We start from the raw sequence: 21,975 nt of genomic DNA, 5'->3' as shown, positions 1-21,975 counted from the left end.
AATGAAGGCCATGAATACACTCCTGAACGTCATCTGGCTGCTGTTCGGCGGAATCTGGCTGGCCCTCGGCTACTTCGCGGCGGGGATCCTCTGCTGCCTGCTGATCATCACCATCCCCTTCGGAATAGCGTCCTTCCGGATCGGCGCCTACGCCCTCTGGCCCTTCGGGCGCAGCGTGGTGGACCGCGGAGGCCGGACCTACGCTTTCTCGACGCTGGGCAATGTGATCTGGGTGGTGGTTGCCGGCATCTGGATCGCCATCGGGCACGTGGTCACCGCCATTCCGATGTTCATCAGCATCATCGGAATCCCGCTGGGGATCGCCAACCTCAAGCTCATTCCGGTGTCCCTCATGCCGCTCGGCAAGGAGATCGTGCCCTCCTCCAGTGCACGCATGGCGTATTACCGGTAGCGGGACCGGCCCGCAGGAGCCCTTGAACCTCAGCCGTACTCGCGTTAGTATGTCAGGACAAACCAACGGAAGAGTTCCATGCCACTTGTGCGGATCGACGTCAACGAAGGGCGCTCCGTCGAGCAGCTTGCCCTCATCAGCAGGAGCGTCCACGGGCCATCCTTGCCGAATACCGTATCCCGGAGCGGGACCTCTTCCACATCCTGACCCGGCACGGACCCGGTGAGCTGATTGCCCAGGATGCGGGATTGGGGTTCCAGCGGACCAACGATGTAGTGATGATCCAGATCTTCACGCAGGGAGGGCGAAGCGAGCAAGCAAAGTCCGCTCTCTTCGCCCGGATGCGCAGGAACTCGGAGCTGCCGGCGTCGCAGGCGCGGACGTCTTCATCGGCTACGTGGAAAAGGTCCGGGTGACTGGTCCTTCGGCTTCGGGCGGTCGCAGTACCTCAACGGTGAGCTCGCTGTCCCCACCGGGTAGAACGCGAAGATTTGTCCTTATGTACTGACAAACATTGACAGACTTGCCGACGTGCTGAACAGTGTAACCAGAAGCCGGCCCATCGCCGGCAGGGACCGCATCAGGCACGATGGCGGGCCGCAACAGAGAAAGGTCAGGGTCGACCGTGACTTGTGAAGTGCTCACCATCGGACGTATCAGCGTGGATATCTACCCCAACGATATCGGTGTCGGTCTGGAAGACGTCACGTCATTCGGCAAGTACCTGGGAGGATCACCGTCGAACGTGGCAGTGGCCGCGGCACGCTACGGACGAAGTGCTGCAGTCATCACGCGGACGGGCCCTGATCCATTCGGCAACTATCTCCACCGCGAGCTGAGGAAGTTCCAGGTCGACGACACGTTCGTGACGGCCGTAGACGGGCTCCCCACTCCCGTCACCTTCTGCGCCATCAGACCGCCGGAGGACTTTCCGCTCTACTTCTACCGGACGCCGACGGCGCCGGACCTGCAGATCACAGCCGACGAACTCGACCTCGGTGCCATCCGGGACGCCGCAATCTTCTGGTCGACGGTCACAGGGCTTTCCCAGGAGCCCAGCCGGAGTGCGCACCTCGCAGCCCATCAGGCGCGGCGGCGGAAGGACCTCGGGGAGGGACAGTTCACCGTCCTTGACCTCGACTACCGGCCGATGTTCTGGGCATCCGAGGCGGAGGCCCGCGCGGAGGTGACAAAAATCCTGCCGCACGTCACCGTGGCGATCGGCAATGACAAGGAGTGCGCGGTAGCGGTGGGACCCGGCACGCCCGACGAGCAGGCCGACCGACTGCTCGACGCCGGAGTGCACCTTGCCGTCGTCAAGCTCGGGCGTGAGGGCGTGATGGCCAAGACACTGACCACCCGTGTCGTGTCGGCTCCCGTTCCCGTGGAAACGGTGAACGGACTGGGTGCGGGGGACGCCTTCGGCGGTGCCTTCTGCCACGGGCTGCTGTCCGGGTGGCCCCTGGAACGGGTTCTTGATTTCGCCAACGCCGCCGGTGCAATCGTCGCCTCACGGTTGTCCTGTGCGGATGCCATGCCGACAGAAGCGGAAGTCACAGCGCTTCTCGAAGAGCAGGGCCGGGCTTTCTCGGAGGTGGCCAAGTGAACGCGCACACTGCCACCCCCGACCCTTCGGACCCGCGCCGTTACGTCCACCTGACCGTCCAGAAGCTCGAGGACCCGGGAGCCGTTGCCCGCGCTGCAGCGAACAGGGGTCCCCACCCGGGGCTGAAAGCCGGCCACCAGAACTTCATCGTCGCCGCCGATCACCCGGCCCGCGGAGCGCTCGCCGTCCGGCAGGACCCCACAGCCATGGCGGACCGCCGTGACCTCCTCGACCGGCTTCTCGTGGCACTGGGAAACCCGCTCGTGGACGGCGTGCTCGCATCGCCGGACATCCTGGACGACCTGCTGTTGCTGGGAGCTCTCGACGGGAAGCTGCTGTTCGGCTCGATGAACCGCGGGGGGCTGTCCGGCCTCATCAACGAGATCGACGACCGGTTCACCGGCCACACCGCAGCCGCCCTCAAGGCCCTGGGCGCCAACGGCGGCAAGATGCTGACCCGGATCTGCCTGGGCGATCCCGTGACCGCCTCCGTCCTCGAAACCACGGCCAAAGCCATCGACAGCCTGGCCGAACAGCAGCTGATCGCGATGGTCGAGCCGTTCCTGTCCTTCTGGGAGGACGGCAGGGTGCGCAATGACCTCAGCGCCGATGCCGTCATCAAGTCGGTCGTCATCGCCGAAGCACTGGGATCCACCAGCGCCTTCACCTGGCTCAAACTCCCGGTCGTGGCCGACATGGACCGCGTGATGGCCGCGACAACGCTGCCCACGGTCCTGCTGGGTGGAGACCCGTCGGGCGCGCCCGATGAGATCTTCGCCAGTTGGGAGGCCGCACTGAACCTGCCGGGGGTGCAGGGGCTCACCGTCGGACGGACACTGCTGTACCCGCAGGATGACGACGTCGCAGGAGCGGTGGACACCGCCGCGTCGCTCCTGAAGAGGGAGTTCGTACCGGCAGCACGGGCACAGGAAGGAGTGGTGGGCTGATGTCGACACGCAGAATGACCGTCGCCCAGGCAGTTGTGGCTTTTCTGAGCCAGCAGTACACGGTCGACAACGTGGGCCGTCAGGAGTACCGCGAACGCCTGATCCCGGGAATGTTCGGCATCTTCGGTCATGGGAACGTGGCCGGGGTGGGGCAGGCTCTGAAACAGTTCCAGACAACCGACCCCTCGCTGATGCCGTACTACCAGGGCCGCAACGAGCAGGCGCAGGTTCACCAGGCGGTCGGCTACGCACGGCACACCCGCCGGCGGGCCACTTTCGCGGTGAGCGCATCGGTGGGACCGGGCTCCACGAACATGCTGACCGGAGCAGCGCTGGCCACCACGAACCGGCTGCCGGCGCTGCTGCTGCCCAGCGACATCTTCGCCACCCGCGCGGCGGACCCGGTACTGCAGCAGCTGGAACGGCCCGAGGCGTATGACATCTCCGTCAATGACGCGTTCCGTCCGCTGTCCAGGTACTTCGACCGCGTGTCGCGTCCTGAGCAGCTCTACTCGGCGCTCTTCAACGGGCTGCGGGTACTCACCGACCCCGCCGACACCGGAGCCGTCACCATTGCGCTGCCGCAGGATGTGCAGGCCGAGGAGATCGCCGTGCCCCTCGAGTTCCTCGAGCAGCGCGAGTGGCGCATCCGCCGTCCCGAGCCGGAAGCCGACGATGTGCGCCGCGCGATGGAAGCCATCCGCGCCGCGAAGCGTCCGCTCATCATCGCCGGAGGCGGAGTGCTGTACTCCTTCGCCCACCAGGAGCTGGCGGCCTTCGCGGAGGCGGCTGGCATCCCCGTCGGAAACACCCAGGCGGGAGTGGGTGTGCTCCCGTGGGACCACCGGCTGGCACTCGGCGCCGTCGGTTCCACGGGGACGACGGCGGCAAACGCCCTCGCCGCGCAGGCGGACCTGATCATCGGCATCGGAACCCGCTACGAGGATTTCACCACCGGGTCCCGTGCCGCCTTCCAGCATCCGGGCGTGCGGTTCATCAACATCAATATTGCTCCGATCGACGCCTACAAGCACGGCACCGCCGTGCCCATCGTGGCAGACGCCCGCAAAACCCTCCTGCGGCTCACGGAAGCACTGGGAGGCTATCGGACCGGAGCGGACCTCGCGGAGCTGACCGCCGGTGAGAAGCGCCGTTGGGACGCTGCCGTGGACGAGGCGTTCGACACCCGCCACTCGCCGCTGCCCTCGCAGAACGAGATCATCGGGGCAACGAACCGCGCGATGGCTCCCCAGGACGTCGTCATCTGCGCCGCGGGCTCCCTGCCGGGTGATCTGCACAAGATGTGGCGCATCCGGGATCCCTACGGCTACCACGTGGAGTACGCCTTCTCGTGCATGGGGTACGAGATCGCCGGGGGCCTCGGCGTCAAGCGCGCCACCCTCGCCGAGAGCGCCGGCGGCGGTACTGATCGCGACGTCGTCGTGATGGTCGGTGACGGGTCGTATCTCATGATGCACACGGAACTGGTCACCGCTGTCGCGGAGCGGCTGAAGCTCATCGTGGTCCTGATCCAGAACCACGGCTACGCTTCGATCGGCGCGCTGTCCGAGTCCCTCGGTTCGCAGCGCTTCGGCACGCAATACCGTTTCCTGGACGGCGAACAGCACAGCTTCGACGCCGGTTCCCCCCTGCCGATCGACCTTGCGCTGAATGCCGAAAGCCTCGGTGTGACGGTGACGCGGATCCAGCCGGGCGGAACGGCCATTGCGGATCTCGAGAAAGCAGTCCGGGCCGCGCGGTCCGCGCCTGAGGGAAGCGGACCGATCCTCGTCCATGTGGAGTCGGACCCTCTGCTGGATGCGCCATCGTCGGAATCGTGGTGGGACGTCCCGGTCTCCGCCGTCTCCGACCTGGACTCGACCCGGGGGGCCTACCGAACCTACACCGACCACAAGCTCCGCCAGCGCCCGCTGTTGGGCTAGCAACCGGCACTGATGCCGAAAAGGACAACGACGTCATGACGATCAACAAACTCATCATCGGTACGGCGCCTGATTCCTGGGGTGTCTGGTTTCCCGACGATCCGCGGCAGATTCCCTGGGAACGATTCCTCGACGAGGTAGCCGAATCCGGCTATCGGTGGATTGAACTCGGCCCTCACGGTTACCTCCCCAGCGACCCGGCGCGTCTGGCGGACGAACTGAAACAGCGCGACCTGTCCATCTCCGCGGGAACGGTGTTCACGGCGTTCCACCGGGGCCTCGACCAGTGGGAGGTGGCATGGGAGCCGGCCCGGAAAGTCGCCGAGCTCACCGCCGCGATGGGCGGCGAACATGTGGTGGTCATCCCGGCGATGTGGCGCGACGACGTCACCGGGAAGGCCGTGGAACCGGGCACACTGGGCGATTCGCAGTGGAACGACCTGTGTGAGGGACACGATCGGCTCGGCAGGGTGCTGCTCGAGGACTTCGGCCTGCACCAGCAGTTCCATTCCCATGCAGATTCGCATGTGGGGGCGCAGGCGGATATCGAGCACCTGCTGCGGCGCACCGATCCCCGACACCTGAACCTCTGCCTCGACACAGGTCACGCCGAATACTGCGGAGCCTCGAGCCTCGACCTGATCCGCACCTATCCGGAACGCATCGGATACCTGCACCTCAAACAGATCGACCCGGAGGTGCTTGCCCGGGTCAACGCCGAAAATCTGACCTGGGCAGCCGCGAACCTTGCCGGGGTGATGACCGAGCCGCCCCACGGGCTGCCGGACCTCCGCGAAGTCATCGAGGCCGTCGAAGCCCTGGACCGTCCCATCTTCGGGATCGTCGAGCAGGACATGTATCCCGTGGATTTCGACGTGCCCCTGCCGATCGCGAAGCGGACACGGGAGTACCTGCTCTCCTGCGGCTCCCGTACCCGCGTCCACTAACCACCCGCACAGGAAAGAGGCACTCTTGATGTCCAGAACCCTTGGAGTAGCAGTTATCGGCGCCGGACGGATGGGCGCAGACCATATCGCCAGGCTCAACCGGCGGATCGCCGGCGCCCGGGTTGCCGCCGTCGTCGACGTCGACCTGGCGCGTGCCCAGGCGGCGGTGGCGGACATCGAGGGCGCCGTGGCCCTCACCGATGCCGGGGAAGCGCTGGCGCTGCCCGGGGTGGATGCCGTCCTGATCGCCACGCCCGGCTTCCTGCACGAGGACATCCTCCTCCAGTCCCTCGGGAAGAACCTTCCGGTGCTGTGCGAGAAACCGCTGACACCCGACGCCGAGTCCGCCTGGCGCGTGGTGCAGGCCGAGAGAGAACTGGGACACCAGCGCATCCAGGTCGGTTTCATGCGCCGCTTCGACGAGGAATACCGGCAGCTCGGCGCCGTGGTCCGGGACCGCGGGCTGGGCGAACTGCTGATGCTGCACTGCGCGCACCGCAATCCGGCAACACCGGAGGGCTTCAGCAACGAGATGCTCATTCACGATTCGGTGGTCCACGAGTTCGACGTCATCCGGTTCCTGACGGGCGAGGAGATCACGTCGGTGCAGGTTCGCCTGGGCAAGCCGACCAGCAATGCGCCGACGGGGCAGCACGATCCCCAGCACGTGCTCCTCGAGACGGAATCGGGTGTCCTCGCCGACGTCGAGATCTACGTCAACGCGAAGTTCGGCTACCAGGTCTCCACCCAGGCGTCCTTCGAGGACGGAATCGTCGACATCGGTCGGGACACCGGCCCGTACGTCCGCACCGCCGGACGCTGGGGCGGCCGGGTGTCGCCCGGCTTCGAGGAGCGGTTCGGCGCTGCGTACGACGTCGAGGTGCAGTCCTGGGTCGATGCTGCGGCACGCGGCGAGATCGGCGGCCCGTCCGCCTGGGACGGGTACGCGACGGCCGCGTGCTGCGAAGCGGGTGTCGAGGCACAGCGGACCGGTGGAAAAGTTTCGGTGAAGCTGGAGGAGAAGCCTGCCCTCTACAGCTAGCACGCCCACCCGTCGCAAGCGATACCTGGAGACTCCATGAAGACTGCGCTCGATCCCACCCCGTTCCACAGCACGCACCGGCTGCTCGAGTTCCCCCGACTCGTGGCCGACCTCGGGTATGAGCACCTGCAGCTGACCCCGCATCCCGACTTCCTCCCCTTCTTCCGCCATCCGAAGGCCGACGACGCCCTCGTGGCGGAGTTACGCAGGGCCTGTCGGGACGCGGGAGTCGGTATCGCCTCGATCCTCCCCGTGCTCCGGTGGGCCTCGCCTGACGAGGAGGAACGGGTGGCCGCCGTCCGCAAGTGGAAGAGGGCCATCGAGATCGCAGTGGACCTGGGAGTGGACGTGATGAGCACCGAGTTCACCGGCCGCCCCGAGCTGGCGGAGAGGTCGGAGGACGCGTTCTACCGGTCCATGGAGGAACTGCTCCCGGTCATCGAGCGTGAGGGAATCGACGTCCGCATCGATCCTCATCCCGACGACTTCGTCGAAGACGGGTTGGAAGCGTTGCGCGTGATCCGGGGGCTCAACTCACCCAACATCGGTTTCGTGTACGTCGCGTGCCACTCCTTCCACATGGGCCACCCCATGCAGGACATCCTGCAGGCCGCAGTGAACACCCTGAGGCTCGTGCACGTCGCCGACACCATGGACCACACGGCCTCGACCGGTCTCCGCTACATCACCAATCCGCCGGGAAACTCGGTCCGGGTGCACCAGCACCTGAAGATCGGCGACGGCGACGTCGACTGGGGCGGCTTCTTCGGCGGGCTGAACAGTCTGGGCTTCTTCGACAGGGAGGACACGGTGATGGTCTCCAGCGTCTTCGCCGAGAACGAGAACGCCGCGGAAGTGTCCCGGTACCAGCTCGACGCCATGAACGCCTTCATCGCGAAGGCCAAGCAGGAGCGGAGCCAGCCATGAGCACCACGCCCATCCCGGCCGCGGGTGTCGCCGAAGGGAAACCGGGGAACACCAGGCAGGATCGGTTCCTGCGGAGGGTCACCTGGATTGCAACCCTCGGCGGCCTCCTGTTCGGCTTCGACACCGGAGTCATCAACGGCGCGTTGCCGTTCATGGAGGAGGACCTGTCCCTCACGCCGTTCACCGAGGGACTGGTGGCGAGTTCCCTCGTCTTCGGGGCGGCGTTCGGAGCCGTCCTCGGCGGACGGCTTGCAGACCAATACGGCCGACGCCGCATGATCATCGTCCTGGCCGTCATCTTCCTCGTGGGAACACTCGGTGCATCGCTGGCGCCCGACGTCATCGTCATGGTTGCCTCGCGCCTGGTGCTGGGTCTGGCCGTCGGCGGCGCGTCGGTCATGGTGCCGATCTTCCTCGCCGAGCTTTCACCGGCGGCGAGGCGCGGCCAGATGGTGACCCGCAACGAACTGATGATTGTCACCGGGCAACTGCTGGCCTTCACCACCAACGCGTTCCTCGGAAACTTCTTCGGCGACACCGACGGCGTCTGGCGCTGGATGCTGGTGATCGCCACCCTGCCCGCCATCGGGCTGTGGATCGGCATGCATTTCGTGCCCGAGAGCCCCCGCTGGCTCGCGTCCATCGGCAACTTCGGTGAGGCGCACTCCGTGCTGCAGCAGATCCGCGAAAAGGAGGTTGCACGGAAGGAATTCGAGGAGGTCAAGGCCCTCGCGGTCGAGGACTACAAAGCCAAGATGGGAACCTTCAAGGATCTCAGCGAACCGTGGCTGAAGCGCGTGTTCGTGGTCGGCATCGGACTGGCCGTGATCCAGCAGATCACCGGCGTCAACTCGATCATGTACTACGGCACCCAGATCCTGACGGATGCCGGTTTCGGTACCGAGGCCGCGCTCACCGCCAATATCGCCAACGGCGTCATCTCGGTCCTGGCGACCTTTGTCGGTATCTGGCTGCTCGGCCGGGTGGGACGCCGCCCCATGCTCCTCGTCGGGCAGATCGGAACGACGTCGGCCCTGCTCCTGATCGGGATCTTCTCCCTCATCCTTCCCGAGGGAACCGCACGCGGCTTCGTGATTCTCTCCCTGACCGTGACGTTCCTTGCGTTCCAGCAGGGAGCCATCTCACCGGTCACCTGGTTGATGCTGTCCGAGATCTTCCCGCTGAAGATCCGCGGAATGGGTATGGGGGTGTCCGTCTTCGTCCTGTGGATGGTCAACTTCGCGGTGAGCTTCAGCTTTCCCATCCTCGTCGCGGCGCTCAGTATTTCCACCACGTTCTTCGTCTTCGTGGTGCTGGGGATCGGAGCCATCCTTTTCGCACGGAAGTTCATTCCCGAGACACGGAACAAGTCGCTCGAGGAGCTCGAGCACGAATTCAGACTCAGCGTGTGAACGGCAGCCGCGGGTCGATCTCCTGGGAATCCCAGGTGCCGCGGACCCAGCCGTGGTGCGGGTCGTCGCTGATCAGCCACTCGCGGACCGCACCCGGACCGGCCATGATGTTGAGGTAGTACAGATCATAGCCGGGAGCGGCCATCGCCGGACCGTGCCAGCCGTAGGGGACCAGGACGACGTCGCCCGTGCGCACCTCCGCTGTCACATCGATCGGCCTCTCGTCCGAGGCATAGACCCGCTGATACCCGATGGCGTCGGTCGCGCCGGGAGCCGGGGAATCCCTCGCCACCTGCGTCTCGAAGTAGTAGATCTCCTCCAGGTTCGTTTCCCCGTCCTTCTCCTCGTCATGCTTGTGGGGAGGGTAGGAGGACCAGTTGCCCGCAGGCGTGAGGACCTCACAGACGATGAAGCGGTCAGCCTCGAGGGCACCCGGTGTTCCGAAATTATGCACCTGCCGTGAAGCGTTGCCGGCACCCCTCAGCTCGACCGGGATGTCAGCGGCCTTCAGCAGCCGGACGGGGTATCTCGTTCGCGCCGGGGCCGTGGCCACGGCAACCCGGCCGCCGTCGCGGGAACTGATCCTCACCGGTTCCTTCGTGCCCGAGTACAGCACGTCCGACGGCCCGGAAAAGACCGAGGGGCGTCCGTCGAGATCATGGTCCCGGCCTCCTGCGCTCACGGTGAAGGATCCGCTCAACGGCACCACGATGCGTTCCTCAGGTTCCGCCGGGAGCTCCACCGAGCCGCCGGCAGCCAGGAGAGCAACCCGAAGTCCCGTGTGGTGCCAGCCGTCAACAGGCGTCCCTGATCCAGCGGAACCGAGGGACACCTGCCAGCCGTCCGCCTTCGCCGATCCCAGCGGATATACCCATCGAGCCATTGGTGAAGCCTCTCTCAGCGGTTGACCAGGGTCGTTTCGAAACTGTAGGAATCGGCGCGGTAGACGTGGTGGCCCACCTCGATGTTCCGGCCGGTATCGTCGATCGCTGTCCGGTCCATCGTCAGGAGCGCGGACGCCGGCGCGATGTCGAGCAGACCTGCCTCGTAGTCGTCGCAGGTGCGCGCACCGATGCGCTGCTGTGCCAGGCGGAAGTTCACGCCCGCGGACCGGAGGATCTCATACAGTCCCCGGTCCACGAGGGCTTTCTCACTGAGCTCGGCGACGTCGTCGCGCACCCAGTTCTCCATGAGTGCCAGCGGCTTTTTNNNNCCCGCCGGAGACGTACGAGGTGGTACACCTTCGCGCCCGTCAGCAGAGCCAGGGCCTCCCGGACGGAGTCATCGGCGGCCAGATGGGCGAACGACAGCACATCGCTGCCCGGCTTGCTGCCGGAGTGCTGAAGGTCGTCGAAGAGGCTGGACAGCTCGAGGTGGCGTCGCACCTGGCTGGCCACCACCTGGGTGCCCACGCCCCGCTTGCGTACCAGAAGTCCCGACCGGACCAGCTCGTCCATGGCCTTCCTCATGGTGGGCCGGGACAGGCTGAGTTGCGCCGCCAGATCTATCTCGTTGTCCAGCTTGCTTCCGGGGGCAAGGGCGCCCGTGCGGATGGCGGCTTCGATCCCCTGAGCTACCTGATGGTAGAGAGGCACCGGCGAGGAGCGATCGATGTCGAGCCTCAACGAGTTCATTGATCCTCCTCCGTGACAGTGCGGTGAGCTTCGATTCGACCTCATGCCTGAGAGTGCATCGATTTGACCGGACAAACAACTGGTTCCACACTACCCCAGAGGTGCAGAGAAGGACATCGTCGATGAGGATCGCCGTAATTTTCCCGCTGCTTGGCTTGGAGCCGAAATGTAATTTGTCATGACATTAAGACTGAACGTCGACCTCGAGTAATCCGCCGAATGCAGTGAGCCCTGTGAGTCGGGACTCGTCGCGGGGAGGACATTTCCAACGAAGGCTTGATGGTGAGGACTGGTGGACCTATAGTTGGTACGATCGTACCAACTATAGGTCCACCAGGATGACGTACAGGTGAGGAGCGAATCATGGCGTGGGTGCTGATCGTGATAGCCGGGCTGTTGGAGACCGGATTCGCTGTCTCGCTGAAGTACAGCGAGGGATTCTCTCGACTCTTACCGAGTGTGCTGTTCCTGGTGTTCGCCGCGGGGAGCTTCACTCTCCTGAGCATCGGTCTCCGGACCCTGCCGGTCGGTTCCGCTTACGCGGTGTGGACTGGTATCGGCGCAGTCGGCACGGCCGTCTTCGGAATGATCTACCTGGGCGAGTCCACGGATACGCTCAAACTGGTGTCCATTGTTCTCGTGGTCGCTGGCGTTGTCGGTCTGCAACTTTCCAGTAGTACGCACTGACATGGGCGCGGTGAGGGACGCGCAGCGAAAGACGTCGGTGCGAGGCGAACGCCGAAGGCAACTGCTTCTCGAGGCTGCCGGGAAGCTGATCATGCAGCGAGGTTTTGCAGCAGTCAGTCACCGCGCCGTCGCCCAGTACGCGGACCTGCCGCTGGCCGCCACGACCTACTACTTCGCATCGCTCGACGATCTGCTTGCCGAAACCGTTCATTACCTGGCGAAGGACTGGCTTGAGAAGGCGCGGCACGAAGTCAGGAAGTTGGATACACCGATTCGGGACGCTGAAGCGCTGGCGGAGGCCCTGATCCGCGTCGCCGCGCCGGTTCCAGTGGGTTCGGCGGACGTGGATAGAACAGCGTTGCTGAGCCTTTACGAACGCTACGTCGAAGCCGCCCGCCAGCCGCAGCTCAGGGCCGTTATCGCCGCGTACGACTCGCGGATCGAAGCGCTGCTCACGGATACCCTGCGCCTTCACGCCGGACCGGCGGTACCATACCGGGACATCGAGGCCGCAGGCGGCGTCCTGCTCGCCGTCATCGATGGAGCCCTGCTGCGGATTCTCGCCGAAGGGGCCGACCTCGCATCAGCCACCACAACCGTGCAGTGCCTGATCGAACTCCTCACGGGTCCGCGAGAAGGATGACTGAGGAGGAGTTCCGGTCTTCCGTGGCGGCAGAGCGTGCCAGATGCTCCAGGAGAGCACTCTCGTGCCAGGTGTCATACTGCGGGAAAGCGTGACAACCGGCACCCAATTTGGCCCACCTGCCGGACGCTCGCGATGCAGCTTCGGCTACCCGTTCTCCGACCTCACGCTGCACCTGCCCTCGTACTGCGGTGAACAGTCCTGCTTCGTCGCAGGAAGTAGCGCTTCCCTGATGGGCGAATGATTGACGCTGTAGGGCGCACGGCACCCGGCTGAAAGGTGCCCGCCCGCGGCGTCGTCGATCAGCTCGTTCACTGCCTGGGACACGCAGTTCCGTTCGCCGGCGGGGAGTGGCATCATTCCGTGGAGGTAGGCGTCCACTTCGGTCTCGCCGATGTCGCCGCCCATATTCACGTAATGGAGCCACACTTCACCGACGGTCAGGCCGGCGAAATCGAGAGCGTCCAGGGTCTGTTCGTGCTGCATGGTCACCTGCCTCTCCTCCGGGCCTTGCGGCCGAACCGTTCTCTCAAGGATGGGCTCCCGCCCTCAAGGGCCGCTTGCACGGAAGTTCTGTTTTTCCTCAAGAAGCGCGCCGGGTCCCACCTGATCGGCACACGCCCGGCTGGATCTCCCCAGCCGGGCGTGTGCGTTATTTCCCCATCAACCCGTCGACACCGCTGTTGGTGTGTCCGAGGACGACTCTGAACAGCCCCTGCTGGTCAGGAATCAGCTCCGGCATGACCACTGTCCGACGGCGCAGCAGCGGAGGAGCCCGTGGGGGAGGATCCGGTCGGGGCGTTCCGCCCGGCGGGGTTGGCATTTCTGAGGGCATCTCCCAGCAGCGAGATGATGTCCAGGCCCGTGGTGTCCTTGATCATCTGCGTGGTCTGGTGAACGCCGCTCGAGACATTCTTGCTCAGCTGGCTTGCGCCGTCGCTGGAAACCACCGTCATGTTCTTGATCGCGGACATGGGAGCCGCGACCTCGCGGGCCATGGCCGGAAGCACCTCGAGGACCTTGCTGAGGATCGCCGCCTGGTTGAACTTCTGGTATGCCTCGGCCTGTGCGGCGATACCGGCAGCTTCCGCCTTGCCCTTGGCCTCGGTCGAGACGGCCTCCGCATTACCTCGCGTGCTGATGACCGTTGCATCAGCACGGCCCTTGGCCTCGTTGATGGCGGCTGCGGCGTTACCGCGGGCGGTATCCGCCGCGGCATCGGCTTCAGCAGCCACGCGGTCACCCTCGGCACTCAGTTTCCGTTTGGCGAGCTCGACCCGGGCTTCGATCTCGGTGGCCTCGGAGGCACGCCGTCGTTCCTCGAGCTTCGCGTCGGCCTGCTGGATCAGCCGGTACTTCTCAGCATCGGCGGGCTTGCGCACCTCGGTGTCGAGCTCACGCTCGCGCAGTTCGGCGCGACGCTGGGCCACCTGCTGTTCGCGGATGATCACCTGTTCGTTCTGCTCGGCCTGGGCGAGCGGTCCGGCGGCGTCGGCCCGTGCCTGACGGGCGTCGGCTTCCTCCTTCAGCTCGGCCCGGCGGATGATCAGCTGCTGCTGCGCCAGCGCCACCTGCTCGTCGGAGATCGCGCGGGCCTGCTCGGACTCCTGTACGGAGCGCGCTTCGGCAATCTTCGCGTTCCGCTCGGCGAGCGCGGCTTCGGGCCGGCCGAGATTCTTCAGGTAGCCGGAATCATCGTCCACCGACTGGATCTGGAAGGTGTCGATCTCCAGACCCTGGTTGTGCATCGAATGTTCGGCTTCCTCCTTGACACTCTTGGCGAAGGTTGCGCGATCGCGGATGATCGACTCCACCGTCAGGGTGCCGACGATCGAGCGCAAGGAGCCGGAGAGCGTTTCCTGCGTGTAGTGGTCGATGGCGTCCTGCTGGTTCAGGAAACGCTGCGCGGCCTTACGGACGGAGTCGGCGTCGCCGCCGACCTTGACCTGGGCAACACCGGTGAGGTGCAGCTTGATGCCGTTGAGGGAGATGCCCTCGATCTTCAGCGAGACCTGCCGGGACGCGAGGGACAGGGGATAGGCCCGCTGCGAGAACGGGTTGATGAAGACGCGGCCGAAGACCACGCGCTGGCTGTCGGGGTCGGGCTGTCCCTTGCTGTCGCGCGAGGAGATGATGAGCGCCTGGTCCGGACTGGCGATATGGAGTGCCATCTTCGCGAGGATGGCAACGAGGACGAGGAGAACGAGAAGAACGATTGCACCGATGACGAACGGTACGAAGGAAAAATCCACTACGACCCTTTCTGAGGGCTTACCGGGATGAGCTGGAATGCATCCGCGTACGGATGCGGCCTATCAATGTCACGTCGCTGTGGAACCCCCATGTCGTCGGTCAGTGAACTGTCGGCACATTCCTAGCCTGCGGCTCCCCGCAGGAATGCTTCCAGAAGCGGCCCGCCGGACGTCGAACCCAGCTCTCCCTCTTCCACGAAGACCGCCACCGCGAGGTCGCCCTGCAGCGCGACGATCCACGCGTGGGTGCGCGGCGGGTCCTCGCTGCCGAACTCGGCGGTTCCTGTTTTCGCGAGGACCGGCTCTCCGGGGATGTCACTGAGGAGTTGGGCGCCGCCCTCGGCGACGACAGCGGCCATCAGGGTGCGCAGCGTCGCGGCTTCCTCCGGCGTGAGTGAGCTGGGAGCCGGAGCGTCCCCGGGTGTACCCGACGGGGACGGCGGGGCGGAGGACGACGGCGGCTGCCCCTCGTCCTGCCCCGCTGCCAGCAGCGTCGGGGTGACGCGGGCACCGTTGCCGACACTGGCGGCCATGGTGGCAAGTGCGAGCGGCGACACCAGCACTTCGCCCTGGCCGATCATGGCGGCGGCGTGCGCGGTGCCCTCGGCTTCGGCGGGCACCGCCCCGAAGAATGCAGGAAGCCCGACGGCGGATTCCACGCCGATGCCGAGATCAGCTGCCGCTGCGGCCAATTCCGGCTGCGAGACGATGTCGCGGTTCGAGATGAAGCCGGTGTTGCAGGACTGCGCGAAGGTCTGGAGCAGGGGGATGGTTCCCACGAACTGCGCCGGGTAGGTACTGGCATTGGTGAAGGCGCGGCCTTCGACGGTGAGTTCCGCAGAGCACTCCGTCGGTGTCTCGGGGGTGAAGCCCTCTCGGAGCAACGCCAGGCTCGTGGCCACCTTGAAGGTGGAGCCCGGCGGGTACTGACCCAGGAGTGCTGTCTGCAGGCCCTCGCTTCCGGGTCCGTTCGCCACAGTGAGGATCTCCCCGGAGCTGGGGCGGAGGGCTACGATCGACGACGCCGACGGCTCCTCGGCCAGGACCTGCTCCGCCAGCGTCTGCAGGGCCGGCTCAAGGGTGATGGCCAGCGGTGTGCCCTCCACGGGTGCCTTTTCGAAGAGCTGGCGGGGTCCCGCCCCATCGCTGGGCATCGCTGAGATCTCGAGGCCCGGCGTTCCTGCCAGCTGGTCGTTGTGCTGCAGTTGCAGGCCCGACAACCCTGCGATTTCTCCGGCGGTGAGGGCACCCTCCGACGATTCGATCTGTTCCGCACTCGGTTGACCCACGGACCCGAGAAGTTCCCGCGCGAACGTGCGAGTGGGCCCGAGAGCAAGAGTGTCGGCCTGGACGAGCGTTCCGGGAATTGCCTCGATCTGCTCATCGGTCACTGTCCTGGAGGCGTCATCGCGGAGCACGATGGCCTCCACGAACGCCTCCGCGCCAGCGGCGGCCACCTGCTCGGTGTACGCAGCGGGATCGATCCCCACGAGCTCCGCGAGTGCAGTGGCCGCTGCGGGCTGCTCCGGCTCCGGGACCTGCATCTTGTCGATGCCCACCCGGACCACGGGCCGTTCCGTCACGATGGCCTCACCGCCGGCACCGGTGATTCCTGCCCGCTCCGCCTGCGTTGTGGCCATCGTCAGGCGCTCGTCGACCTGAAGTTCCGGCACGAGGAGTGCGGGGTCCCAGACCGCCTGCCACTCGTCGTCCACGCGCATCAGTTGCGCCGTCGTCGAGTACGTCCAGTCGACGTCGGAGGCGTCCACGTCCCAGGTGTAGTTCAGGCGTGCGGTGGCGGCGTCGTCGCCCGTGGATTCCACCGACGCCACGGCGACCTGCGGGCGGAGGGGATCCAGCGCCTCGGTGATGGTGCCGAGGTCGGTCGTGACATCCTGCGCTTCTTCAGCGGTGAAGGCGGATCCGGAGACATCGAGCAGTGCGAGCCCGTCGGCCAGTTCCCGCGCGGCATCCTCCGCGGTGGGCCCGCTGGTGGTGCACCCCGACAGTGTGGCGGCAAGCACGGCAGTGCCCACAACGGCGTTGACGCGACGAAGGTTCCCCATCAGGCCATTATGGCCGATGGGGAACCTTCTTCTGCGCTAACCCGTCTGCAGGCGTTGCGGGCGGGAGATCATCCGGTCAGCCGGACGCAGAACTGTCCGCGGCACCGGCGCCGCTGCTCTGGAGCGCGGCGGCGCGGTCCTGCCTGATGAGGTCGGCACAGCGCTCGCCGATCATCATGGTGGTGATGTTCGGATTGACGGTGGTGAGTTCAGGCATCACCGAGGCATCTGCGACGCGCAGCCCCCGGATCCCCTTCACACGCAACTGCGGATCAAGCGGTGACAGGGGGTCATCGGGGGAACCCATCCGCACCGTGCCCGCCGGGTGGTACACGGTGTTGTGGGTGCGCCGGATGTAGTCCTGGATCTGCTCATCCGTCTGGACGTCCTTCCCCGGGTACAGTTCCTCGCCCGCCCATTCGGCCATGGCCGGCTGCGCGACGATCTCGCGGGCCTTCCGGATCCCGGCGACCATGACGCGCATGTCATGGGGGTCCGTGAAGTACCGGGGATCCACCATCGGCTTGTCGCGGAAGTCCCGGCTGCGCAGCTTCACCGTGCCGCGCGACCGCGCGTGGGTGACGTTGGGGGTGAGGCAGAAGCCGTTGTCGGTGGTGGGGTAGCCCTGGCGCAGCGTGTGCATGTCGAACGGCACCGAACCGTAGTGGAACATCAGGTCGGGGCGGTCGAGGCCCTCCTCGGTGGTGGTGAAGATGCCGATCTCCCACCACTGGGTGGAGGTTCCCGTCATCGGTTGTTTCGCCTCCCACTGGATCACGCCTTCCGGGTGGTCCTGCAGGTGCTCGCCTACACCGGGGGAGTCCACCCGCACAGCGACGCCGCGCTCCGTGAGGTGCCCGGCGGGTCCGATCCCGGAGAGCATCAGCAGCTTCGGCGAATCGATGGCACCGGCCGAGACGATCACTTCGGCGCGAGCCGTCAGCGCGGAGGTACGGCCGAATGCCCCCTCGACGACGTCGACGCCCGTGCATCGGTTCCCGGCGTCGATGCGCAGTTCACGCGCCCGCAGGTCGGTGAGCAGCGTGAAGTTCGCCCGGTCCAGGATGGGGTGGATGTAGGACACCGACGACGACGCCCGGGTGCCGTCAGCCTGCCGGTTGATCTGGAACAGGCCCGCCCCGTTGATGACGGTTTCGCCGGTGTTGAATCTGGCGTTCGGGATGCCGGCCTGCGCGCAGGCTTCGAGGAGGGCGCGGCCCGACGGGTCATGGGCGGGGATGTTCATGAGGTGCACGGGCCCGCTGTTGCCGTGGTGGGGCGCGTCCGGTCCGGCGTCCTCATTGGTCTCCAGCCGCTGGTACAGCGCGTAGGCGGTGTCGGAGTTCCACCCTGTGGCCCCGAATTCGCGCTCCCACTGGTCAATGTCCTCGCGGGGAGCCCAGAAGGCGATGCACGAATTGTGGCTCGAGCAGCCGCCCATGACCCGGGCCCGGGCGTGGCGCATGAAGGAGTTGCCGTTCTCCTGCGGCTCGATGGGGTAGTCCCAGTCGTAGCCGGATTCCAGCAGTTCCATCCAGCGGTCCAGCCGCAGGATGACATCCAGTCCACGGTCGTCGGGGCCCGCCTCGACGAGCGCGACCTCCACTGCCGGGTCCTCGCTGAGGCGTGCGGCCACGGCGGCTCCCGCAGAGCCTCCGCCGACGACGATGTAGTCGAATTCGGTCTGGTGCAGTCCGCTCATGCCGACTCCTCCTTCACGCGTGCCTCGAACCAGCCGGTGACCACGGGCTCGATGTTGTGGTAGATATGCTTGGCTTCCTGGTATTCGGCGAATCCCGTGGGCCCGAGTTCGCGGCCGATGCTGGAGTGGCCGAACCCGCCCCACTCCGCCTGCGGGAGGTACGGGTGGAAGTCGTTGATCCAGATGGTCCCGTGCCTCAGGCGCGCAGCGACGCGCTGGCCCTTGCCGGCGTCCTGGGACCAGACGGCACCGGCGAGGCCGTAGGAAGTGTCATTGCCGAGCTCCACCGCCTCGTCCTCGCCGTTGAAGGTCTCCACGGTGACGACGGGTCCGAAGGCCTCATCGACAAGGACCGACGAACCGCGGGCCACCTGGTCCAGCACCGTGGGCAGGTAGTAGAAACCCTTCTCGAGCTCACCTTCGCCCCAGGTTCCACCGCAGCGCAGCCGCGCGCCCTCGTCGACGCCCTTCCGGACGTAGGCGGTGACCTTGTCGCGGTGGGCGGCCGAAATCAGGGGACCCGCTTCGGCGAGTTCGTCGAAGGGCCCGCCGAGGCGGATGTCCCGGGTGCGCCGGACCAGTTCGGTGACGAATCGCTCGGCGATGGGTTCCTCGACGAGGAGCCGGGCACCGGCGGAGCACACCTGGCCTGAGTGGACGAAAGCGGCGTTGAGCGCGTTGTCGAGTGCGGAGTCGAAATCGGCGTCGGCGAACACGATGTTGGGATTCTTGCCGCCCAGCTCCAGCGCCACCTTCTTGATGGTGCCCGACGCCGCGGCGGCAATCCGCTTGCCGGTTTCCAGGCCGCCCGTGAAGGACACCATGTCGACGTCGGGATGCTCGGACAGGGGAGCCCCCACCACCGCACCGGCCCCCAGCACCAGGTTCGCGACGCCTTTGGGGAGCCCCAGCGAGTCGAGGAGGTCCATCATCAGGATGGCCGTGTGCGGGGTCAGCTCGCTGGGCTTCAGGATGAAGGAGCAGCCCGCTCCGATGGCCGGCGCGATCTTCCAGGCGGCCTGCAGGAGAGGGTAGTTCCATGGGGAGATAAGCCCGCAGACCCCGACGGGTTCGTAGGCGATCCGGCTCACCACACTGTTGTTCCCGGCATCGACGATGCGCCCTGCATTCTGACCGGCCAGCTTGCCGAAGTAGGCGAAGCAGTCGGCAATGTCGTCCATGTCGATTTCGCTCTCGACCAGGCGCTTGCCCGTGTCCAGGGTCTCGGCACGGGCGAACTCGTCCTTCCGGGCGCGCAGTTCCGTCGCCACCTTCAGGAGGAAGTCGCCCCGCTGCGGAGCGGGCACGGAGGACCACTCGCCCGAGTCGAAGGACCGGCGTGCTGCCGCGATGGCGCGCTCGGCGTCGTCCCTCGTGCCTTCGGAGACGGTCCCGACGTGTCCGCCGTCGGCCGGGCAGGAAATGGTGCGGGTGCCGCCGTCGGACGCCGGCACCCATGCGCCGCCGATGAACAGTGTTGCTGTACTCACTTGATCTCCTCCTGGTGCGGGAAGTCCGACGCCCAGTTGTCCTTGGCGCTCTGGTCCTCGGCGAGTGCCGTATTGCCGGGCACTGCGCGGTTGAGATGCAGGAACTCGAGGTGTGTCTCGTAGTGGTCCAGCACGTCGGTGATGACCTGTTCCGCGGTGTAGCCGGCGAGGTCGTAGCTGTGGCTGCCCTCGAGCGAGAAGACCTCCATCCGGTAGTACTTCGCGTCCGCCGCGGCGTTCTCGGTTGCGAAGGACGGCGTGTCGTACTGCACGGGGTAGATCTGGTACTTGAAGGGCCGCTCATCGCCGAGGCTGACCTGCAGGTCGACGTGGCGGATGCCGCAGGCCTCCACCATGCCGGTGGTCAGGGAGACGTCGGCGCCCTGGGCCGCCAGCTCGTCATGGACTTCCTGCAGGGCCGGCTGCGCCACGGTGTCGACGAAGTGGTTGGCCCGGGCAGGCCCGGGATAGGACATGGCGCGGGCGAGGCGCTGCCGCCAGTTCCGCCCGCCCCGGCCCTCGTTCGCGCGCCCGGAGATGATGCCGGGAAGGCTTGAGCGGTAGCTGTCGATCAGCGAGTTCTCCACGCGGAGGGCCTTGTAGAGCCCCAGCATGATGAACAGCAGCAGGATCGACAGGGGGAGTCCCATGATGATGGTGGCGTTCTGCAGTGTCGGAACGCCGCCGACCGTCAGCATGGCCAGGGTCAACAGGCCGGTGGCCACAGCCCAGAAGATGCGGAGCCACTTGGGGCCGTCGGAGTCGGCGTCCTTCAGGCGGGACGTGAAGGTGGACATCACGAGTGCGCCGGAATCGGCGGAGGTGACGTAGAACAGCAGGCCGGTGAAGGTTGCGACTGCTACCAGCAGCGGAGCGGCCGGGTACTGCTCCAGCAGTCCATAGAACGCGCGCTCCGGCTGGTTCATCGCGGTCTCGCCGAAGTCCGCATTGCCACCCATGACGAGGTCGAGGGCGCTGTTGCCGAAGACGGAGATCCACAGCAGGATGAAGGCGAAGGGAACGATCATGGTGCCGAGGACGAACTGGCGGATGGTCCTGCCGCGGGAGATCCGTGCCAGGAACAGCCCGACGAAGGGAGCCCAGGCGATCCACCAGGCCCAGAAGAACAGGGTCCAGCCGCTGAGCCAGGCATCGGGGCGGTCGTAGGCGAAGGTGTCGAGGGTCATGCCCGGGAAGCGGCTGAGGACATCACCGGTGTTCTGGATGATTCCGTCCAGCAGGAAGCTCGTCTTGCCGGTGATCAGGATGAACAGCATCAAGCCGAGTGCGAGGATGACGTTGAGTTCCGCGAGCCGCCGGATCCCCTTCTCCACGCCGGAGACCACGGAGACGGTGGCCATGAGGACTGCCACGACGATGAGGCCGGTCTGCACGGCGAGGTTCTCGGGCAGCCCGAACATGACGGTGAGCCCGTAGTTGAGCTGGACCACGCCGATGCCGAGGGAGGTCGCAATCCCGAAAATGGTGCCGAGCAGGGCTGCGATGTCCACGGCGTCGCCGAGGCCGCCGTCTACCTTCTTGCCGAAGATGGGGTACAGCGCGCTGCGGATGCTGAGGGGGAGGTTCTGGCGGTAGGCGAAGTAGCCGAGGGCAAGGCCCATGAGTGCGTACAGGGCCCAGCCGGTGATGCCGTAGTGGAACAGCGTGAGGACCATCGCCTGGCGTGCCGTCTCGGTGGTTCCGCCATCACCCTGGGACGGGGCGAGGTATTGCGTGATGGGTTCGGAGACGGAGAAGAACATCAGGTCGATGCCGATTCCCGCCGCGAACAGCATCGACGCCCAGGTGAACATGCTGAACTGGGGTTTGGAATGGTCGGGACCCAGCTTCGTCTTGCCGACCCTCGTCAGCGCCACGACGAGGACGAAGATCACCACTAGGGTAACGATGAGGAAGTAGTACCAACCCAGGTTGACGGACACCCATCCGACGATGGAGCCGATGACGGCCGCGGCACTCTCGGGCGAGACGATGGCCCACAGGGTGATGGCGAGGATGCCGGCCGCGGAGCCGAGAAAGACCGTCTTGTTGACCTGCGTCTTGCCCGGGGTCTTTTCGGGCTCCGCCGGAGTCGAAGCGCCCGGTGGTGCTTTCGTTGATTGGCTCATGTCTTCCCTCGGATCGATTGATGCCACGCTGATAGCAACCCCAACGGGCAAAGCGGGGCATTGGTGCAAAAATTTTACGCAGGAAATCGGCGCAAAGCTATGGCGCGGAGGGGACCATCAACACTACCTGCCGGAC

At 65.9% G+C, this 21,975-nt stretch carries 17 protein-coding genes and 2 pseudogenes; 11 read left to right on the top strand and 8 right to left on the bottom strand.

What is annotated here, in order from left to right:
* Positions 1-10 precede the first annotated feature (10 nt).
* The 9 genes and pseudogenes from Y704_RS0106415 (at position 11) to Y704_RS0106375 (ending at position 9,236) form a co-directional block, all read left to right on the top strand.
* Positions 11-412, top strand: a complete 402-nt coding sequence (locus Y704_RS0106415) for a YccF domain-containing protein (RefSeq protein WP_026549500.1) — start codon at positions 11-13, stop codon at positions 410-412.
* Positions 413-490: 78 nt separating this feature from the next.
* A pseudogene (locus Y704_RS23290) lies at positions 491-892 on the top strand (tautomerase family protein).
* A 145-nt stretch (positions 893-1,037) separates the two neighbouring features.
* Positions 1,038-2,018: a 5-dehydro-2-deoxygluconokinase gene (iolC, locus tag Y704_RS0106405; RefSeq protein WP_026549498.1), complete on the top strand. Its 981-nt coding sequence runs from the start codon at positions 1,038-1,040 to the stop codon at positions 2,016-2,018.
* The gene (locus Y704_RS0106400) at positions 2,015-2,965 is read left to right on the top strand and encodes a Cgl0159 family (beta/alpha)8-fold protein (protein ID WP_026549497.1); all 951 of its coding nucleotides are present in this window, start codon (positions 2,015-2,017) and stop codon (positions 2,963-2,965) included. Before iolC ends, Y704_RS0106400 begins: the two co-directional genes overlap by 4 nt.
* Before the next feature lie 14 nt (positions 2,966-2,979).
* Positions 2,980-4,908, top strand: a complete 1,929-nt coding sequence (gene iolD, locus Y704_RS0106395) for a 3D-(3,5/4)-trihydroxycyclohexane-1,2-dione acylhydrolase (decyclizing) (RefSeq protein WP_035771832.1) — start codon at positions 2,980-2,982, stop codon at positions 4,906-4,908.
* Positions 4,909-4,943: 35 nt separating this feature from the next.
* Positions 4,944-5,855 carry a sugar phosphate isomerase/epimerase family protein gene (locus tag Y704_RS0106390; RefSeq protein WP_026549495.1) on the top strand — a complete coding sequence of 304 codons (912 nt, stop codon included), beginning with the start codon at positions 4,944-4,946 and terminating at the stop codon, positions 5,853-5,855.
* A gap of 28 nt (positions 5,856-5,883) precedes the next feature.
* Positions 5,884-6,897, top strand: coding sequence for a Gfo/Idh/MocA family protein (locus Y704_RS0106385; RefSeq protein ID WP_026549494.1), 1,014 nt, complete (start codon positions 5,884-5,886; stop codon positions 6,895-6,897).
* 36 nt (positions 6,898-6,933) lie between these two features.
* Complete coding sequence (locus tag Y704_RS0106380) at positions 6,934-7,824, top strand: sugar phosphate isomerase/epimerase family protein (RefSeq protein ID WP_026549493.1); 891 nt, start codon at positions 6,934-6,936, stop codon at positions 7,822-7,824.
* Positions 7,821-9,236, top strand: coding sequence for a sugar porter family MFS transporter (locus Y704_RS0106375; RefSeq protein ID WP_026549492.1), 1,416 nt, complete (start codon positions 7,821-7,823; stop codon positions 9,234-9,236). Before Y704_RS0106380 ends, Y704_RS0106375 begins: the two co-directional genes overlap by 4 nt.
* On the opposite strand, the gene iolB is transcribed toward Y704_RS0106375, so the two are convergent.
* Positions 9,226-10,119 carry a 5-deoxy-glucuronate isomerase gene (gene iolB, locus Y704_RS0106370; RefSeq protein WP_026549491.1) on the bottom strand — a complete coding sequence of 298 codons (894 nt, stop codon included), beginning with the start codon at positions 10,117-10,119 and terminating at the stop codon, positions 9,226-9,228. The genes Y704_RS0106375 and iolB overlap by 11 nt on opposite strands.
* A gap of 14 nt (positions 10,120-10,133) precedes the next feature.
* Positions 10,134-10,870, bottom strand: a pseudogene (locus Y704_RS19420) (GntR family transcriptional regulator).
* A gap of 363 nt (positions 10,871-11,233) precedes the next feature.
* Here Y704_RS19420 and Y704_RS0106360 point away from each other — a divergent pair.
* Positions 11,234-11,557: a DMT family transporter gene (locus Y704_RS0106360; protein WP_026549490.1), complete on the top strand. Its 324-nt coding sequence runs from the start codon at positions 11,234-11,236 to the stop codon at positions 11,555-11,557.
* 1 nt (position 11,558) lies between these two features.
* On the top strand, positions 11,559-12,200 hold the full coding sequence (locus tag Y704_RS0106355; protein ID WP_026549489.1) for a TetR/AcrR family transcriptional regulator: 642 nt from the start codon (positions 11,559-11,561) through the stop codon (positions 12,198-12,200).
* A gap of 147 nt (positions 12,201-12,347) precedes the next feature.
* Here the strand turns inward: Y704_RS0106355 and Y704_RS22665 are convergent, their stop codons facing one another.
* From Y704_RS22665 to betT, 6 genes are all read right to left on the bottom strand, one after another.
* The gene (locus Y704_RS22665; protein WP_051476761.1) at positions 12,348-12,692 is read right to left on the bottom strand and encodes a hypothetical protein; all 345 of its coding nucleotides are present in this window, start codon (positions 12,690-12,692) and stop codon (positions 12,348-12,350) included.
* Positions 12,693-12,922: 230 nt separating this feature from the next.
* The gene (locus tag Y704_RS19410; RefSeq protein WP_081747441.1) at positions 12,923-14,452 is read right to left on the bottom strand and encodes a flotillin family protein; all 1,530 of its coding nucleotides are present in this window, start codon (positions 14,450-14,452) and stop codon (positions 12,923-12,925) included.
* A gap of 122 nt (positions 14,453-14,574) precedes the next feature.
* The gene (locus tag Y704_RS0106340; RefSeq protein ID WP_026549488.1) at positions 14,575-16,518 is read right to left on the bottom strand and encodes a penicillin-binding transpeptidase domain-containing protein; all 1,944 of its coding nucleotides are present in this window, start codon (positions 16,516-16,518) and stop codon (positions 14,575-14,577) included.
* Between the two features lie 76 nt (positions 16,519-16,594).
* Entirely contained in the window at positions 16,595-18,220 is a 1,626-nt protein-coding gene (locus Y704_RS0106335) for a GMC family oxidoreductase (protein ID WP_026549487.1), read from the bottom strand.
* Complete coding sequence (locus Y704_RS0106330; protein ID WP_026549486.1) at positions 18,217-19,710, bottom strand: aldehyde dehydrogenase family protein; 1,494 nt, start codon at positions 19,708-19,710, stop codon at positions 18,217-18,219. The genes Y704_RS0106335 and Y704_RS0106330 overlap by 4 nt, the downstream gene beginning before the upstream one ends.
* Entirely contained in the window at positions 19,707-21,839 is a 2,133-nt protein-coding gene (betT, locus tag Y704_RS0106325) for a choline BCCT transporter BetT (protein ID WP_035771831.1), read from the bottom strand. Before betT ends, Y704_RS0106330 begins: the two co-directional genes overlap by 4 nt.
* Positions 21,840-21,975 lie beyond the last annotated feature (136 nt).

The sequence above is a fragment of the Arthrobacter sp. Br18 genome, from assembly GCF_000520555.1.
Classification (GTDB): Bacteria; Actinomycetota; Actinomycetes; order Actinomycetales; family Micrococcaceae; genus Arthrobacter_D.
Note: the sequence above shows the minus strand (reverse complement) of the source record. Positions and strands in the feature narration are given on the sequence as shown.

Coding starts and splice junctions, on each gene's coding strand:
- Y704_RS0106415 (WP_026549500.1), top strand. CDS start 11: ATGAATACACTCCTGAACGTCATCTGGCTGCTGTTCGGCGGAATCTGG.
- iolD (WP_035771832.1), top strand. CDS start 2,980: ATGACCGTCGCCCAGGCAGTTGTGGCTTTTCTGAGCCAGCAGTACACG.
- Y704_RS0106390 (WP_026549495.1), top strand. CDS start 4,944: ATGACGATCAACAAACTCATCATCGGTACGGCGCCTGATTCCTGGGGT.
- Y704_RS0106385 (WP_026549494.1), top strand. CDS start 5,884: ATGTCCAGAACCCTTGGAGTAGCAGTTATCGGCGCCGGACGGATGGGC.
- Y704_RS0106380 (WP_026549493.1), top strand. CDS start 6,934: ATGAAGACTGCGCTCGATCCCACCCCGTTCCACAGCACGCACCGGCTG.
- Y704_RS0106375 (WP_026549492.1), top strand. CDS start 7,821: ATGAGCACCACGCCCATCCCGGCCGCGGGTGTCGCCGAAGGGAAACCG.
- iolB (WP_026549491.1), bottom strand. CDS start 10,119: ATGGCTCGATGGGTATATCCGCTGGGATCGGCGAAGGCGGACGGCTGG.
- Y704_RS0106360 (WP_026549490.1), top strand. CDS start 11,234: ATGGCGTGGGTGCTGATCGTGATAGCCGGGCTGTTGGAGACCGGATTC.
- Y704_RS0106355 (WP_026549489.1), top strand. CDS start 11,559: ATGGGCGCGGTGAGGGACGCGCAGCGAAAGACGTCGGTGCGAGGCGAA.
- Y704_RS0106340 (WP_026549488.1), bottom strand. CDS start 16,518: ATGGGGAACCTTCGTCGCGTCAACGCCGTTGTGGGCACTGCCGTGCTT.
- Y704_RS0106335 (WP_026549487.1), bottom strand. CDS start 18,220: ATGAGCGGACTGCACCAGACCGAATTCGACTACATCGTCGTCGGCGGA.
- betT (WP_035771831.1), bottom strand. CDS start 21,839: ATGAGCCAATCAACGAAAGCACCACCGGGCGCTTCGACTCCGGCGGAG.